Here is a 14,279-nt window from a genome sequence, read left to right as displayed (position 1 = left end):
GTCCAGGTCCTAGGCGTGGGGCAGGCCGTGGAGGATCTGCTCGATGACGAGCGCCACGCCGTCCTCGGTGTTGGCCGCGGTGCGGTACGTGGTCGCGGCCAGTACCTCGGGGTGGGCGTTGGCCATCGCGTACGAGGTGCCCGCCCAGGTGAGCATCTCCAGGTCGTTGGGCATGTCGCCGAACGCCACGACCTCCTCGGGCGCGATGCCGCGCCGCTCGCACCACAGGGCGAGCGTGCTGGCCTTGCTGACGCCCATGCCGCTGATCTCCAGCAGCGCCGTCGGGCTCGAACGGGTGAACGATCCGTGCTCGCCGGCCGCCATGCGGGCCCGCTCCAGGAACGCGTCCGGCGCGATCTCCGGGTGGAAGGCGAGCAGCTTGACGATGGGTGCCCCGGGGCCGTCGGCGCCGTCCAGCAGCTCCTCGGCGGAGGCGATCGCCGCGCCCGGCTCGGAGCGGAAGGGCGGGTAGTCCGGCTCGTAGTGGATGCCCGACGTCCGCTCGACGGCGAAGGAGGTCCCCGGCGCGGCGGCGCGCACGGCGCGCACGATGGCGAGCGCCGAGGCCTCCGCCAGCGGGCGGACCTCGATGAACCGGCCCCCGTCGTGGAGATCGGCCACGACCGCGCCGTTGGCGCAGATCGCCAGGCCGTGCCCGTGCACATGGTCCCGGACGACGTCCATCCAGCGGGCCGGTCGGCCGGTGACGAAGAAGACCTCGATCCCGGCCTCCTCGGCGGCCGCCAGGGCGGCGACCGTGCGGTCGGAGACCGTCTGGTCGTCCCGCAGCAGGGTGCCGTCCAGGTCGGTGGCGATCAGCCGGGGAGGGGCGGCCGGCCGGCGGGCCGCCGGGGCGTCGGGCTCGATAGCGGAAGTCACGGCCCCATTCTCGTCCACCCGGGGGACGGCCCGCGCACAAGCGTGCGAGGAAGGTGCACTCTTGAGCCTCCGCGTACGCCTCGCCACGCGCCTCCCCGGCCGCGCCCGCGCCGAGGCGCCGGGCGCCCGGAAGCACCCGCGGGCCCACCGGCCCCATCGTGCGCCCCTTCCAGCGCCTACCCTCGGGGGCATGCGACTGAGCACCGTGATCCTTCCCGACCGCCGCTGGGCCGAGGGCGGCCGTGAGTCCTGGCAGCGCGCCGAGGAGCTCGGCTTCCACACCGCCTACACCTACGACCACCTGTCCTGGCGCACCTTCCGCGACGGCCCCTGGTTCGGCGCGATACCGACCCTGACGGCCGCCGCGGGCGTCACCTCCCGCATGCGCCTGGGCACGCTGGTGACCTCCCCGAACTTCCGCCACCCGGTGACGCTCGCCAAGGAGCTCATCTCCCTGGACGACATCTCCGGCGGTCGCGTCACGCTGGGCATCGGCGCCGGGGGCTCCGGCTTCGACGCCACCGCCCTGCTGCGCGCCGGGGAGGAGCCGTGGACGCCCCGGCAGCGCGCCGACCGCTTCGCGGAGTTCGTCCCGCTGCTGGACCGGCTGCTGACCGAGGACGTCGTCACGTACGAGGGCGAGCACTACGCGGCGCACGAGGTGCGCAACATCCCCGGCTGTGTGCAGCGCCCCCGGCTGCCCTTCGCGGTGGCCGCCACCGGCCCGCGCGGCATGCGGCTGGCCGCCCGGCACGGGCAGGCCTGGGTGACCACCGGCGACCCGAAGCTCTACGAGAGCGGCACCCCGGAGCAGTCCCTGGCGGCCGTCCGGGGCCAGATCGAGCGGCTGGGCGCGATCTGCGCCGAGGCCGGCCGGGACGCCGCCGAGCTGCCGAAGGTGATGCTCACCGGCTTCACCCCCGACCGGCCGCTGGAGTCCTTCGACGCCTTCGTCGACTTCGCCGGCGCCCACGCGGAGGCGGGCATCGACGAGATCGTCGTGCACTGGCCGATCGCCGACACGACGTTCGCCGCGGACGTCGCGGTCTTCGAGAAGATCGCGACGGAGGCGCTCGCGCAGCTGGCCTGAGCCCCTGAGCCCCCTGGGTCCTCCCCGGCCCCCGTCCCGCCGCTCCCTTCCGGTCTCCCGGAGGGAGAATCGGGAGGGGGATCTGGGAGGACCCGGGAGGACCTGGGAGGTGTGCCGTGCGAGGCACCCGATTCGCCCCCGACCGGGGGCTGACCACCCGCATGGTCGGCACGATGTTCTTCATCGGGCTGCTCTACGTGGTCTTCGTGGCCGTGCTGGTGGTGCTGCTGCGCGGGTCCTGGCCGCTCGTGCTGCTGCTGGCGGGCGGTGCGTTCGTCACGCAGTTCTGGTTCAGCGACCGGATCGCGGCCTACGGCATGGGCGCCCGCGAGGTCACCCCGGAGGAGGCGCCCGCGCTGCACGGCGCCGTCGACCGGCTCTGCGCGCTCGCCGACATGCCCAAGCCGAGGGTGGCGGTCGCGGACAGCGACGTCCCCAACGCCTTCGCCACCGGGCGCGGCCCCCGCACCGCGCTGGTCTGCGCCACGACCGGCCTGCTGCGCCGGCTGGAGCCGGAGGAGCTGGAGGGCGTGCTGGCCCACGAGCTCTCCCACGTGGCGCACCGCGACGTGGCGGTGATGACGATCGCCTCGTTCCTCGGCGTCCTGGCCGGTGTCGTCACCCGCGTCGGGCTGTGGGGCGGCCTGCGCCGGGCCGGCGGCCGGGACGCCAACACCGCCGTGCTCATGGTGCTCGTCCCGCTGATCAGCGCGGCGGTCTACGTGATCAGCTTCCTCCTCACCCGGATGCTCTCGCGCTACCGCGAGCTGTCGGCGGACCGCTCGGCCGCCCTCCTGACGGGCCGGCCGTCGGCGCTGGCGTCCGCGCTGACCAAGATCACCGGGGAGATGGCCCGGATCCCGACGCGGGACCTGCGGCAGGCGGAACCCTTCAACGCCTTCTGGTTCGTGCCCGCCCTCTCCCGGGAGAGCCTGGGCCGGCTGCTGGACTCCCACCCCACCCTGGAGACGCGGCTGGACCGGCTGGGACGCATCGCGGCCCGGCTGGGCGGCCCGTGAGGAGACGCCGTGGGCTTCCTGGACACCCTCCTGGGCCGCAGCAGGCCGGTCCGCCCCGACCTCGACCGGCTGTTCGCCCTGCCGTCGGCGGCCGTCACCCTTCAGGCGGGCGCCGGGTTCGTACCGACCGGGCGCGGCTCGGTGTGCTTCGCCAGCGTGGAGGGCGGCGCCTTCGAGCGCGTACGCGAGGAGGTGCGGGAGCTGCTCGACGCGGACACCGGGCGGGGCGGGACGCCGGTGGAGTTCGTCCCCGACGCCTACGGCTACACCTGGCTGCTCGCCCGGCAGCCGGCCGGCGACCCGGCGGCGCTGGTCAACGACCTCCACGCGGTCAACTCCGTGCTGCGGGACGGCGGTTTCGGGCCGCAGCTGCTCTGCTCGCTGATGGGCTTCCGCGACGCCCGGCAGCGCCCGCTCGCGCTCGTCTACCTCTACAAGCGCGGTACCTTCTACCCCTTCGCCCCGCTGCCCGGCCCGCCGGAACGGCGCGACAACGGGCTGGAGTTGCAGGTGAGGGCCCTGCTGGACGGCGAGCTGCCGGTCGAGCGGGACCTGGGCCGCTGGTTCCCCGTGTGGGGCGCCCCGGGGCTGTGAGCGCTGCCGGCAGGGCCCCGGTGGCCGCCGCCCTCAGTGGGGGTCGTCGGCGAGCCCGTCCATGAGCCGGGCCCGCACCTCGCGCTCGGCGGCGGCGCTGATGAACGCGGCCGTGTTCGCCGGCCCCACCAGCGCCCGTACGGACCGGACCGTCTCCTCCGGCAGCGAGACCTCCTCCCGCGCGGCCCCCGCCCTCCGGCCGTCCGGGCCCCCGGCGCACCGCGGTTCCTCCCCGGCGGTGACGGAGCCCAGGTGGTCGCGGAGATAGCGGGTGGCCGACGTACGCATGGCGCGGGCCAGTTCGGCGTCGACGGTCTGCTGGGCGAGGGGGCGCAGCCGGCGCACGAGGGAGGCCGCCTCGGCCGCCTCCTCGTCGCTGGGCGGATGACCCAGGTAGGGGTGGAAGACGTGCTCGGTGGTGAAGTCCAGGAAGCGGGTGGCGATGTGCTCCACCCGCGCCCGTAGCTCCCGGAGATGGCCGGCTATCGCGAGCAGCGGCACCCCGGCCGCGTGCAGCTCCGCGGCGACGGCCAGCTCCTGGGGGCTGGGCACCAGATACTCGTCGGGCGAGGAGGGCAGCCGCACCAGAACACCCAGCTCCACGGCCTCCTCGACGGCCGTGTCGTCCGGGATGCCGCCGAACCGCTCGGACAGCTCGGCGCGGGTGATCCGGCCCGGCTCCTCGTCCGACCAGGGGCCGTCGACCTCCGCCACCAGCCCCAGCACCCCGCCGAGCCCCCGGCCGGCGTCCCAGGCCTCCAGCAGGTCCTTGATGCTGGCCAGGGTGTAGCCGCGGTCGAGGAGACCGGCGATCTGGCGCAGCCGGGCCAGATGGGTGTCCCGGTAGACGTTCGCCCGGCCGCGCCGCTCGGGCTTGGGCAGCAGCCCGCGGTCCTGATAGGCGCGGATGGTGCGGACCGTGGCGCCGCTGCGCTGCGCCAGGTCGTCGATGCGGTACTCGCTCCGGGGCCCGGCGGCCCGGTGCTCGGCGTCGGTCATGTGGCTCCTTACGATGCTGCCGCGCGTCCCGCCGCCCCCGCCGCGGCCCGTGCCGCGGGCGACGTCGCCAGATAGTCCACGGCTCTGCGCAGCGACCCCTCCCGCGAGGGATGGTACGACCGCCGCAGATAGCGGGGGACGGCCGAACCGAGCTCGCGCCAGGGAGGCAGTATCCCCCGATCGACCGCTCTGTTGTGCTCGCGCAGGCGGTAGCGCGTGCGGGCCGGCAATCGCGGGTCGTTGCGCAGGAGGTAGGCGGTGCCCGTGGTCCACAGGTAGAGCAGCCAGGGGGCGGTGACGGCCATGCCGAGCAGACGGCGGGCGTAGCGGCCGGGCTCGCCGCCGCCGCAGTGCTCGTACATGTCGAAGGCCACGGACCGGTGTTCGACCTCCTCGGCGCCGTGCCAGCGCAGCAGGTCGAGCATGACCGGGTCGGCGTCGGCCCGGTCCAGCTCCTCGGCGCGCAGCACCCAGTCGCCCAGGACGGCGGTGAACTGCTCGACGGCGGCGATCACCGAGAGCCGCCAGCGCAGCCACTCGCGCTCGCTCAGCCGGAGGCCGAACGGGGGCCGCTCGCCCAGGAGTACGTCGAAGAGGAAGTCCACCCGGCGCAGGTAGGGGCCGGTGTCGAGGTGCTGGGCGGCGAGGTGGGTGAGCACGGAGGAGTGCTGCGCGCTGTGGGTGGCCTCCTGGCCCATGAACCCCTTGACGTCCTTCAGCAGCGCCTCGTCGCGCACCAGCGGGAGGGCCTCCTTGAAGACCTTGACGAACCACCGCTCCCCGGCGGGCAGGAGGAGGTGGAGGACGTTGATGACATGGGTGGCCGTGGGCTCGTCCGGGATCCAGTGCAGCGGCGTGTCCCGCCACTCGAACGACACACGCCGCGGGGCTATTCGGTAGGGGCCGGTGGCTCTCATCAAGGATCTCCTCTACAGCGGGGGGTCGATCCGCGCGATGGCGCGCCCCAGCCGGGGCGCGAAGCGGGCGACGAGGCGCAGGGCGTGGGCCTCGGGGGCGACCGGTAGCACGGGCCGGTCGTGGAGCACGGCCCGCAGGACGGCGTCGGCGACCTTCTCCGGGGGGTAGTTGCGCCGGGCGTAGGCCCGGCCCACCTTCTCCCGGCGGACCCGCTGCTCCTCCTCGGACAGGCCGGCGAAGCGGGTGGCGGCGACGATGCCGGTGTCGACGATGCCGGGGCAGATCGCGCTCACCCCGATGCCCCGGCCGGCCAGCTCGGCGCGCAGGCACTCGCTGAGCATGAGCACCGCCGCCTTGGAGGTGCTGTACGCGGCGAGCGTCCGGGAGGGCTGGAAGGCCGCGGCGGAGGCGGTGTTGACGATGTGGCCGCCCTGTCCGCGCTCGGCCATCTGCCGGCCGAAGGTGCGGCAGCCGTGGATGACGCCCCACAGATTGACGTCGAGGACCCGGCGCCACTCCTCGGCGGTGGTCTCCATGAAGGGACCGCCGAGCCCGATGCCGGCGTTGTTGACCAGGACGTCCACGACGCCGTACTCGGCGGCGACCTTGGCGGCCAGCTTCTCCATGGCGGGCCCGTCCGCGACGTCGCACTCCTCGGCCCAGGCCGCGGGCGCCCCGGACAGCCGGGCCAGCTCGGCCGTACGGGCCGCGCCCTCGGCGTCCCGGTCGACGGCCACGATCCGCGCCCCGGCCTCCGCGAAGGCGAACGCCGTGGCCCGGCCGATGCCGCCGGCCGCGCCGGTGATCAGCACCAGCCGGCCGCCGAACCGCTGGGCGTACGGGCCGGTGCCCGCCGGGACGCCGGCCGGGGCGCCCTCCTGCCGGGCGGCCTCCCGGTCCGTGACGAACCCGGCGATCCAGGCGGAGAGCTGGTCGGGCCGGCTGCGCGGCACCCAGTGCTTGGCGGTGATCGTGCGCCGCACCAGGCCGGGAGCCCAGCGGTCGAGGTCGTCGTAGAGGCGCTGGGACAGATAGGCGTCCCCGGTCGGGGTGATCAGCTGGACGGGCGCGTGGGCGTAGGCGTCGGGGCGGGGGTCGCGCGTCCGGGCGAGGACGTTGTCGCGGTAGAGCCAGGCGCCGTGGGCGGCGTCCTCCGGCAGGGAGGGGGTGGGATAGCCGCCGCTGGCGTCCGGGGGCAGCTTCTCCATCCGGGCGAGCATCGTGGGCCACCGGCGGCCGATCGGGCCGCGCCAGGCCGCCTCCGGCAGTCGGGGGGTGTGCAGCGCGTAGACGTACCAGGAGCGGGCGCCCTGGCCGAGCAGCTGGGCGAGGCGGCGCGGGGTGGGCCGGGCGGCGCGCTCCTTGATCCAGTGCCCGAAGTGGTCCAGGGAGGGGCCGGAGACGGACGTGAAGGACGCCACGCGGCCCTCCGTGCGCGGGACGGTCACGAACTCCCAGCCCTGCACCGATCCCCAGTCGTGGCCCACGAGGTGGACGGGCGCGCCGGGGCTGACCGCGTCGGCGACGGCCAGGAAGTCGTCCGTGAGCTTCTCCAGGGTGAAGCCGCCGCGCAGCGGGACGGGCGCCGAGGAGCGGCCGTGGCCCCGGACGTCGTAGAGCACGACATGGAAGCGGTCCTTCAGCCGCAGGGCGACGTCGGTCCAGACCTCCTTGCTGTCGGGATAGCCGTGCAGCAGCACCACCGTGGGCCGGGCGGTGTCGCCGAGCTCCACGACGCACAGCTCGATCCCGCCCGTCCGGACGCGCCGCTCGCGCGCCCCCTCGATCACCGTGCCGTCCCCGCTCACGCCGCCGTCCCCTCCGTGTGGAATCCCTCGTGGGAGCCCTCGCGTGAGAGCTCGTGGAAGCGCCGCACGTGCGGCAGGTCGTCGTCCAGCCAGAAGGCGCTCTCCTCGGGGTCCCGCGAGTCGGTGACCACCAGGAGCTCCTCGAACTTCACGCCCACGCCCCGGAAGCCCAGGTGGGGCTCGACCGCCCACAGCCCGGGCCGCGGCGGGTGGTCGGAGAAGCGGTACCGGCTCCACAGCGGCGACCAGCCCTCGCGGTGGCCGCGGACCGCGTCCGAGGCGAGCCCCTTGAGCGCGTGCGCGCCGAACCCGAAGAGGCTGGGCGCCCAGCGGTGCTCGCGCACCCGGTCCACCTTGTGCGCGATCACCCCGAAGGGATAGGCGCGGTGGCGGTTGGTGTGGCCCTGGCGTGCCATGAGGCGGTCCACGTCGGCGTAGATCTCCCGGAGCGGTCGGCGCTCGCGCACCTCGCGCAGGATCAGCGCCCGGTGGGCCGCGAGGTCCGCCGTCAGCCGGTCGTGCAGCGGATGGGGGCCCAGACTGCCGGAATACCCCACGTCGGCCGTGAACCCGCGGTGGACGGGGGCGAGGTCGAGGATGAACGGCATCCCCGGCTCCAGCCGCCGGTCGGTGGGGAAGAACTGGAGCGGCACCTTGAAGCCCGCGAAGGTCGTGCGGTCGCCGAACCAGGCGAACGGCAGATGGAACCAGTCGCGCACGCCACGCTCGCGCAGCCACCGCCGCTGCATCCGGGCGGCCTCGCGCTCGGTCACCCCGGGGGCCAGCCGCGCCGCCACCGCCTCCGCACACGCGTAGGCCAGGCGCTGCACCTCCCGGAAGCCGCGCAGTCCCGCCCCGTCCGGCACACCAGACGTCATGCTCACCCCTCCGACCAAGGCCCCGGCCATGCCCGCAAGTTGACACTGGTGACTGTGACAATGCCGCCGGTCCGCGTCAAGGCCCCGGCCCGGCCCTGTGGAAAACCGCCCTCGTCCCTCCGGCCCCACCTCCCCGCCCCATGTCAGACCCGAGGACTACGCCGATCCCGTCATCCGGGCTGACGCCGTGGGCACGGCGCGCCACTACCGTCGGGGGTGTGACTGTGATCGCCACCGAAAGCCTCAGCAAGCGGTACCCCCGGGTGACCGCGCTCGACCGGCTCTCCGTCGACATCACCCCGGGTGTCACCGGTCTGGTGGGTGCCAACGGAGCCGGCAAGTCCACGCTGATCAAGATCTTGCTCGGGCTCTCCCCCGCCACGGAGGGCAGCGCCCGCGTGCTCGGCCTCGACGTCGCCACCCAGGGCGCCGAGATCCGCGAGCGCGTGGGCTACATGCCCGAGCACGACTGCCTGCCCCCCGACGTGTCGGCCACCGAGTTCGTCGTCCACATGGCGCGGATGTCCGGCCTGCCGCCCGCCGCGGCCCGTGAGCGCACCGCGGACACGCTGCGCCACGTCGGCCTGTACGAGGAGCGCTACCGCCCCATGGGCGGCTACTCCACGGGCATGAAGCAGCGGGTCAAGCTGGCGCAGGCGCTCGTCCACGACCCCCGGCTGGTGCTGCTGGACGAGCCCACCAACGGCCTGGACCCCGTCGGCCGGGACGAGATGCTCGGCCTGATCCGGCGCGTCCACACCGACTTCGGGATCTCGGTCCTGGTCACCTCGCACCTGCTCGGCGAGCTCGAACGCACCTGCGACCACGTCGTGGTGATCGACGGCGGCAGGCTGCTGCGCTCCTCGTCCACCGACGAGTTCACCCAGGTCACCGGCTCCCTCGCGGTGGAGGTCACCGACACCGACGCCTGCCCGGACGGCACGTCCGCGCTGCTCGCGGCCCTCGCCGCGGCCGGCCTGGACGCGCGCCCCGCCGGCCGGGCCGCCGACGGCACGCCCGCCTCCGGCCGGGTGCTGCTCGTCGACGTGGCCGGCGAGGACACCTACGACGTCGTCCGCGACGCCGTCGCCGGTCTCGGCCTCGGCCTGGTCCGGATGGAGCAGCGCCGCCACCGCATCGCCGAGGTCTTCCGCGACGAGGACGCGCCCGGCGTGCCCCCGACCCACCAGCCGCAGAACGGAGGCGTCGTCGATGCCGCCTGAGACCAGGAGCCCGGCGGCGTCCGGCCGGCCGCCCGCCGCCCAGGACGTCATCCACGACATCGGCTACCGCGCGTACGACGGCCCCCGCCTGGGCCGCGCCTACGCCCGCCGCTCGCTCTACTCCCAGAGCCTGTGCGGCGCCTACGGACTGGGCCGCTCGGCGAAGTCCAAGGTGCTGCCGATGACCCTCTTCGGCGTGATGTGCCTGCCGGCCGCCATCGTCGTGGCGGTCGCCGTGACCACGAAGATGACCAAGCTGCCCGTGGAGTACACCCGTTACGCCATCTGGCTCCAGCTCGTCATCGGCCTCTACCTCGCCGCCCAGGCGCCCCAGTCGGTCTCCCGCGACCTCCGCTTCCGGACCGTTCCGCTGTACTTCTCGCGTCCGATCGAGCGCGTCGACTACGTCCTGGCGAAGTTCGCGGCGATGGCGTCGGCGCTGTTCGTGCTCACCGGCGCGCCGCTGGTGATCCTCTACGTGGGTGCCCTGCTCGCCAAGATGGACGTCGCCACCCAGACGAAGGGGTTCGCTCAGGGGCTCGTCTCCGTGACCCTGCTGTCCCTGCTGTTCGCCGGCATCGGCCTGGTGGTCGCCGCGCTCACCCCGCGCCGCGGCTTCGGCGTCGCCGCCGTCATCGCCGTGCTGACCATCCCCTACGGCGCGGTCAGCACCGTCCAGGGCATCGCGATGGCCTCCGACAACACCACGGTCGTCGAGTGGCTGGGGCTGTTCTCCCCGATCACGCTGATCGACGGCGTGCAGACGGCGTTCCTGTCCGCCGCCACCGCCTTCCCCGGCGGCAACGGCCCGGGCGTCGGCACGGGGGCCGTCTACCTCCTCGTGGTGCTCGCCCTGATCGCCGGTTCGTACGGGCTGCTGATGAGCCGCTACCGAAAGGCCGGGCTGTGACCACCTTCCGCATCGACAACGTCTCGCGCTGGTTCGGCAACGTGGTCGCCGTCAACGACGTCTCCATGACCGTGGGCCCGGGCGTCACCGGCCTCCTCGGCCCCAACGGCGCCGGCAAGTCCACGCTCATCAACATGATGGGCGGCTTCCTCGCCCCCTCCGCCGGCACGGTCACCCTCGGGGGCGAGACCATCTGGCGCAACGAGCGGATCTACCGCCACATCGGCATCGTCCCCGAGCGCGAGGCGATGTACGACTTCCTGACCGGACGGGAGTTCGTCCGGGCCAACGCCGAACTCCACGGCCTGGGCGACCGGGAGGCCCGCCGCGCCCTCGCCACCGTCGAGATGGAGTACGCGCAGGACCGCCGTATCGACACGTACAGCAAGGGAATGCGGCAGCGCGTGAAGATGGCCTCCGCCCTGGTGCACGAGCCGTCCGCCCTGCTGCTGGACGAGCCGTTCAACGGCATGGACCCGCGCCAGCGCATGCAGCTCATGGACCTCCTGCGGACCATGGGTGCCGACGGGCGCACGGTGCTGTTCTCCTCCCACATCCTGGAGGAGGTCGAGCAACTGGCCGCCCACATCGAGGTGATCGTCGCCGGGCGGCACGCCGCCTCGGGCGACTTCCGCAAGATCCGGCGCCTGATGACCGACCGGCCGCACCGCTACCTCGTCCGCTCCAGCGACGACCGCGCGCTGGCCGCCGCGCTCATCGCCGACCCCTCGACGTCCGGCATCGAGGTCGACGTCAAGGAGGGCGCCCTGCGCGTCCAGGCCGTCGACTTCGGCAGGTTCACCGAACTCCTGCCGCGCGTCGCCCGCGCGCACGGCATCCGGCTCCTCACGGTCTCGCCCTCCGACGAGTCCCTGGAATCGGTCTTCTCCTATCTCGTCACGGCCTGAAGGGACCGGTAACAGCCCATGTACCACCCGACTGTCGCCCGGCTCACCTACCGGGCACTGCTGGGCCGCCGCCGCGCGCTGATCCTCTTCGCGCTGCCCGCCCTGCTGCTCATCATCTCGGCGGCGATCCGCCTGCTGACCGGCGCCGACGACCAGACGGCCGCCGACGTCCTGGGCGGCTTCGCGCTCGCCACGATGGTGCCCCTGATCGGCGTCGTCGCCGGCACCGGCGCGATCGGCCCGGAGATCGACGACGGCTCCGTGATCTACCTCCTGGCCAAGCCCATCCGGCGGTCGAGCATCGTCCTGACGAAGCTCGTCGTCGCCGTGGGTGTCTCCCTCACCCTCTCGGCCGTCCCCACGCTCCTGGCCGGTTTCCTGCTCAACGGCAACAGCCAGAACATCGCGGTGGCCTACGCCGTCGCGGCCGCCGTGGCCTCCGTCGCCTACAGCGCGCTCTTCCTGCTGCTGGGCACGGTCACCCGGCACGCGGTCGTCGCCGGGCTCGTCTACGCCCTGGTGTGGGAGTCCCTGTTCGGCAGCCTGATCCCCGGCGCCCGCACGCTGAGCGTGCAGCAGTGGGCGCTGTCCCTGGCCCAGCGGATCGGCGGCGAGGGCACGGCCGAGGCGGCCGTCGGCCTGCCGCTGGGGATGACCCTGCTGACGGTCGTGACGGTGGCCGCCACCGTCCTCGCCGCCCGCAAGCTGCGCGCGCTGACGCTGGCGGGGGAGGAGTAGCCCTGGGCCCCCGGCTCCAGGCCCTGGGCCCTGGCCCACAGCCCGTCATACGCGTACGCCGCCCCGGAGCCGAGCTCCGGGGCGGCGTACGCGCGTTCGGGCGACTCTCCGCCCCCGACCTTCCGGCTCAGATCTTCCGGTTCCGTCCGGCGCCCAGGCCGAGCATCAGCAGGGCCGCGCAGGCCACCAGCAGCAGGGAGACAGGAAGCGTCCAGTCGTCCGTCGCCTGGTGCACCGCGCCGATCGCGAACGGGCCGACGGAGGCGAGGAGGTAGCCCCAGGTCTGCGCCATGCCGGACAGCCGGGACGCGGTGTGGGCGTCGCGGGTGCGCAGCACCATCAGGGTCAGCGCGAGGCCGAGCAGACCGCCCTGCGCCACGCCCATCAGCGCCGCCCAGACCCAGGCCCCCTCCGCGGGAGCGGTCAGCAGCCCGGTGACGCCCGCGGCCATCAGCAGCACCACGACGACGGCCGGCACCCGCTGGTCGCGCATCCGGCCGGCGATCAGCGGCACCAGGAACGAACCCGCCATCTGCACCAGCGTGTAGAACGCGTAGACCATGCCGGCCTCGTTCCGGCTCATGCCGTGGTCGGTGAAGATCACCGGCATCCAGGCGATGCAGACATAGGCGATCAGCGACTGGGTGCCCATCATCAGGGTCACCTGCCAGGCCAGCGGCGAGCGCAGCAGGTCGGGGCCCTTCCCCTCGCCGGGGCGAGCGGTCGTGCCCGGTCGGGCGGTCGTGCCCGGTCGGGCGGTCGCGTTCGGGCGGGTGGTCGCGTTCGGGCGGGGCGAGCGGATCGCCTGGGGGAGCCAGACGAGCGCCGCGACCACGGCGAGCAGCGCCCAGGAGGCGAGCGAGCCCCGCCAGCCACCGAGGGCGTTCTCCAGCGGTACGGACAGGGCGGCGGAGCCGGTGGCGCCGAGTATCAGGGTGGTGGAGTACAGCGCCGTCATGCCCGCGGCGCGGTCCGGGAAGTCCCGCTTGACCAGGCCCGGCATCAGCACGTTCAGCAGGGCTATCGCGGTGCCGACGAGTGCGCAGCCGACGAAGAGGGCGACGACGGGCGGCGCGACGCGCAGCAGGATGCCGCCGGCGAGCAGCACGAGCGCCCCGCAGAGCACGGCCTCCGTGCCGAAGCGCCGGGCCAGGCGAGGCGCGACGATCGAGCCGAGGCCCATGAAGACGAGCGGAATGGTGGTCACGAGGCTGCTCGCGGCGGCGGCCAGGTGGAAGTGGCCGCCGATCTCGTCCATGAGCGGCGAGACCCCGGCGAGCGCGGCCCGCATGTTCAGCGAGGCGAGGACGATGCCGAGCATCAGCAGCGCCGGGTGAACGCGCCGCGCGGGCCGGGCGGCGGCGCCTGCCGAGGGGGCGGCGGGGGCGGTAGGGGCGGAGGTGGCGTCCGGGGCGTCGGCTGTCCCGGTCGGTGGTGCGGACGGCCTCGATCCGGACATGGGGTGCTCTCCAAAAGGTGGGGGAAGGGGTGGGACGGTCCGCCGGGTCAGTCCTCGGCGAGCAGCGACTCGACGGCCTGCTTGGGGTGTTCCAGCAGGGTCCGCGCGGCCCGTCCGGCGGCCTCCGGGTCGCCGGAGGCGATGGCCTCCATGAGGGCGTGGTGGTCGCCGTGGATGATGCGCGGCATGTCCCGGTCGCCGAGCGCGGTGACCAGGGCCTCGCGGACGGAGCTGCTGAGCCAGGCGTAGGTCGCGGTGAGCGCCGTGTTGTGGGCGGCCTCCACGACGGCCCGGTGGAACTCGACGTCGTGGTCGGCGTAGAGCTCCAGGTTCCCGGAGTCGGGCTGGCCGTCGGCGTCCTCGAAGGCCTTCTGCGCGTCCAGCGCGGCCTTCATCCGCTCCAGGTCGGCGGGCTCGTGGCGGAGGGCGGCCAGCCGGGCGGCCTCGGCCTCCAGCGCGATGCGCAGCTCCAGGACGTCGCGCACGCCGGCGCGCTGCAGTCCGCGCATGATCTCGGCGGGGTCGGCGGTGGAGACCACGAAGGTCCCCTCGCCCTGCCGCGAGCGCAGCATCCCGGCGTGCACGAGCACGCGGACGGCCTCGCGGACCGTGTTGCGGCCGACCTGCAACTGCTCGGCGAGGGCGTGCTCGGTGGGGATGCGCTCACCCACCGCCCACTCGCCGGCGGCGACCTGCGCGCGCAGCTGTTCCACCACGGTGTCCACGAGGGACTGCCGTCCCGCCGCCCGAAGTGCCATGGCCGAGATCCCCTTACGTCATCCGGTTGCCCAGTCATCCTACAACTGCGCGCGACCGTCCGCCCGGCCCGGCGGCCCCGTCCGGGCTACGCTCCAAG

General features: G+C 74.0%; 14 protein-coding genes. 7 read left to right on the top strand and 7 right to left on the bottom strand.

The window, feature by feature from the left end; translation table 11 throughout:
- Positions 1 to 9: 9 nt before the first annotated feature.
- Complete coding sequence (locus AC07BS_RS24195; protein ID WP_478645286.1) at positions 10 to 879, bottom strand: Cof-type HAD-IIB family hydrolase; 870 nt, start codon at positions 877 to 879, stop codon at positions 10 to 12.
- A 190-nt stretch (positions 880 to 1,069) separates the two neighbouring features.
- Here AC07BS_RS24195 and AC07BS_RS24190 point away from each other — a divergent pair, with 190 nt between their 5' ends.
- The 3 genes from AC07BS_RS24190 (at position 1,070) to pspAB (ending at position 3,582) form a co-directional block, all read left to right on the top strand.
- Entirely contained in the window at positions 1,070 to 1,969 is a 900-nt protein-coding gene (locus tag AC07BS_RS24190) for an LLM class flavin-dependent oxidoreductase (protein ID WP_478645289.1), read from the top strand.
- A 116-nt stretch (positions 1,970 to 2,085) separates the two neighbouring features.
- Positions 2,086 to 2,988, top strand: coding sequence for a zinc metalloprotease HtpX (gene htpX, locus AC07BS_RS24185; protein WP_478645291.1), 903 nt, complete (start codon positions 2,086 to 2,088; stop codon positions 2,986 to 2,988).
- 9 nt (positions 2,989 to 2,997) lie between these two features.
- Positions 2,998 to 3,582, top strand: coding sequence for a PspA-associated protein PspAB (pspAB, locus tag AC07BS_RS24180; RefSeq protein ID WP_478645293.1), 585 nt, complete (start codon positions 2,998 to 3,000; stop codon positions 3,580 to 3,582).
- A 33-nt stretch (positions 3,583 to 3,615) separates the two neighbouring features.
- Here the strand turns inward: pspAB and AC07BS_RS24175 are convergent, their stop codons facing one another.
- Genes AC07BS_RS24175 through AC07BS_RS24160 form a run of 4 tightly spaced genes read right to left on the bottom strand, consistent with a single transcriptional unit; the run spans position 3,616 to position 8,185 of the window.
- The gene (locus tag AC07BS_RS24175) at positions 3,616 to 4,581 is read right to left on the bottom strand and encodes a MerR family transcriptional regulator (RefSeq protein ID WP_478645295.1); all 966 of its coding nucleotides are present in this window, start codon (positions 4,579 to 4,581) and stop codon (positions 3,616 to 3,618) included.
- Between the two features lie 8 nt (positions 4,582 to 4,589).
- Positions 4,590 to 5,498 carry a metal-dependent hydrolase gene (locus AC07BS_RS24170; protein ID WP_478645298.1) on the bottom strand — a complete coding sequence of 303 codons (909 nt, stop codon included), beginning with the start codon at positions 5,496 to 5,498 and terminating at the stop codon, positions 4,590 to 4,592.
- 12 nt (positions 5,499 to 5,510) lie between these two features.
- Positions 5,511 to 7,307 (bottom strand): SDR family oxidoreductase, encoded by a 1,797-nt coding sequence (locus AC07BS_RS24165; RefSeq protein WP_478934418.1) that lies wholly within the window; start codon positions 7,305 to 7,307, stop codon positions 5,511 to 5,513.
- Complete coding sequence (locus AC07BS_RS24160) at positions 7,304 to 8,185, bottom strand: M24 family metallopeptidase (RefSeq protein WP_478934416.1); 882 nt, start codon at positions 8,183 to 8,185, stop codon at positions 7,304 to 7,306. Before AC07BS_RS24160 ends, AC07BS_RS24165 begins: the two co-directional genes overlap by 4 nt.
- Positions 8,186 to 8,409: 224 nt before the next feature.
- Between AC07BS_RS24160 and AC07BS_RS24155 the strand changes: the two genes are divergently transcribed.
- The 4 genes from AC07BS_RS24155 to AC07BS_RS24140 are packed head-to-tail and all read left to right on the top strand — an operon-like array spanning position 8,410 to position 11,964.
- A complete protein-coding gene (locus AC07BS_RS24155; protein WP_478645937.1) occupies positions 8,410 to 9,408 on the top strand; it encodes an ABC transporter ATP-binding protein in 999 nt (332 codons plus the stop codon).
- Complete coding sequence (locus AC07BS_RS24150) at positions 9,398 to 10,318, top strand: ABC transporter permease (RefSeq protein ID WP_478934414.1); 921 nt, start codon at positions 9,398 to 9,400, stop codon at positions 10,316 to 10,318. The genes AC07BS_RS24155 and AC07BS_RS24150 overlap by 11 nt, the downstream gene beginning before the upstream one ends.
- Positions 10,315 to 11,226 (top strand): ABC transporter ATP-binding protein, encoded by a 912-nt coding sequence (locus tag AC07BS_RS24145; protein WP_478645306.1) that lies wholly within the window; start codon positions 10,315 to 10,317, stop codon positions 11,224 to 11,226. Before AC07BS_RS24150 ends, AC07BS_RS24145 begins: the two co-directional genes overlap by 4 nt.
- An 18-nt stretch (positions 11,227 to 11,244) precedes the next feature.
- On the top strand, positions 11,245 to 11,964 hold the full coding sequence (locus AC07BS_RS24140; RefSeq protein WP_478645308.1) for an ABC transporter permease: 720 nt from the start codon (positions 11,245 to 11,247) through the stop codon (positions 11,962 to 11,964).
- Positions 11,965 to 12,091: 127 nt separating this feature from the next.
- Here AC07BS_RS24140 and AC07BS_RS24135 read toward each other — a convergent pair whose 3' ends face one another.
- Complete coding sequence (locus AC07BS_RS24135; RefSeq protein ID WP_478934411.1) at positions 12,092 to 13,423, bottom strand: CynX/NimT family MFS transporter; 1,332 nt, start codon at positions 13,421 to 13,423, stop codon at positions 12,092 to 12,094.
- A gap of 47 nt (positions 13,424 to 13,470) precedes the next feature.
- Entirely contained in the window at positions 13,471 to 14,181 is a 711-nt protein-coding gene (locus AC07BS_RS24130; RefSeq protein ID WP_478645312.1) for a FadR/GntR family transcriptional regulator, read from the bottom strand.
- Positions 14,182 to 14,279 lie beyond the last annotated feature (98 nt).

The organism is Streptomyces sp. NPDC044063 (genome assembly GCF_056434285.1).
The sequence above is the reverse complement of the archived record's forward strand: the minus strand, read 5'-3'. Positions and strand labels throughout refer to the sequence as shown.

What these genes read in the sequence shown, in the direction of transcription:
- AC07BS_RS24175 (WP_478645295.1), bottom strand. Translation starts at nt 4,581, where the DNA reads ATGACCGACGCCGAGCACCGGGCCGCCGGGCCCCGGAGCGAGTACCGC.
- AC07BS_RS24160 (WP_478934416.1), bottom strand. Translation starts at nt 8,185, where the DNA reads ATGACGTCTGGTGTGCCGGACGGGGCGGGACTGCGCGGCTTCCGGGAG.
- AC07BS_RS24190 (WP_478645289.1), top strand. Translation starts at nt 1,070, where the DNA reads ATGCGACTGAGCACCGTGATCCTTCCCGACCGCCGCTGGGCCGAGGGC.
- AC07BS_RS24170 (WP_478645298.1), bottom strand. Translation starts at nt 5,498, where the DNA reads ATGAGAGCCACCGGCCCCTACCGAATAGCCCCGCGGCGTGTGTCGTTC.
- AC07BS_RS24135 (WP_478934411.1), bottom strand. Translation starts at nt 13,423, where the DNA reads ATGTCCGGATCGAGGCCGTCCGCACCACCGACCGGGACAGCCGACGCC.
- AC07BS_RS24150 (WP_478934414.1), top strand. Translation starts at nt 9,398, where the DNA reads ATGCCGCCTGAGACCAGGAGCCCGGCGGCGTCCGGCCGGCCGCCCGCC.
- AC07BS_RS24140 (WP_478645308.1), top strand. Translation starts at nt 11,245, where the DNA reads ATGTACCACCCGACTGTCGCCCGGCTCACCTACCGGGCACTGCTGGGC.
- AC07BS_RS24130 (WP_478645312.1), bottom strand. Translation starts at nt 14,181, where the DNA reads ATGGCACTTCGGGCGGCGGGACGGCAGTCCCTCGTGGACACCGTGGTG.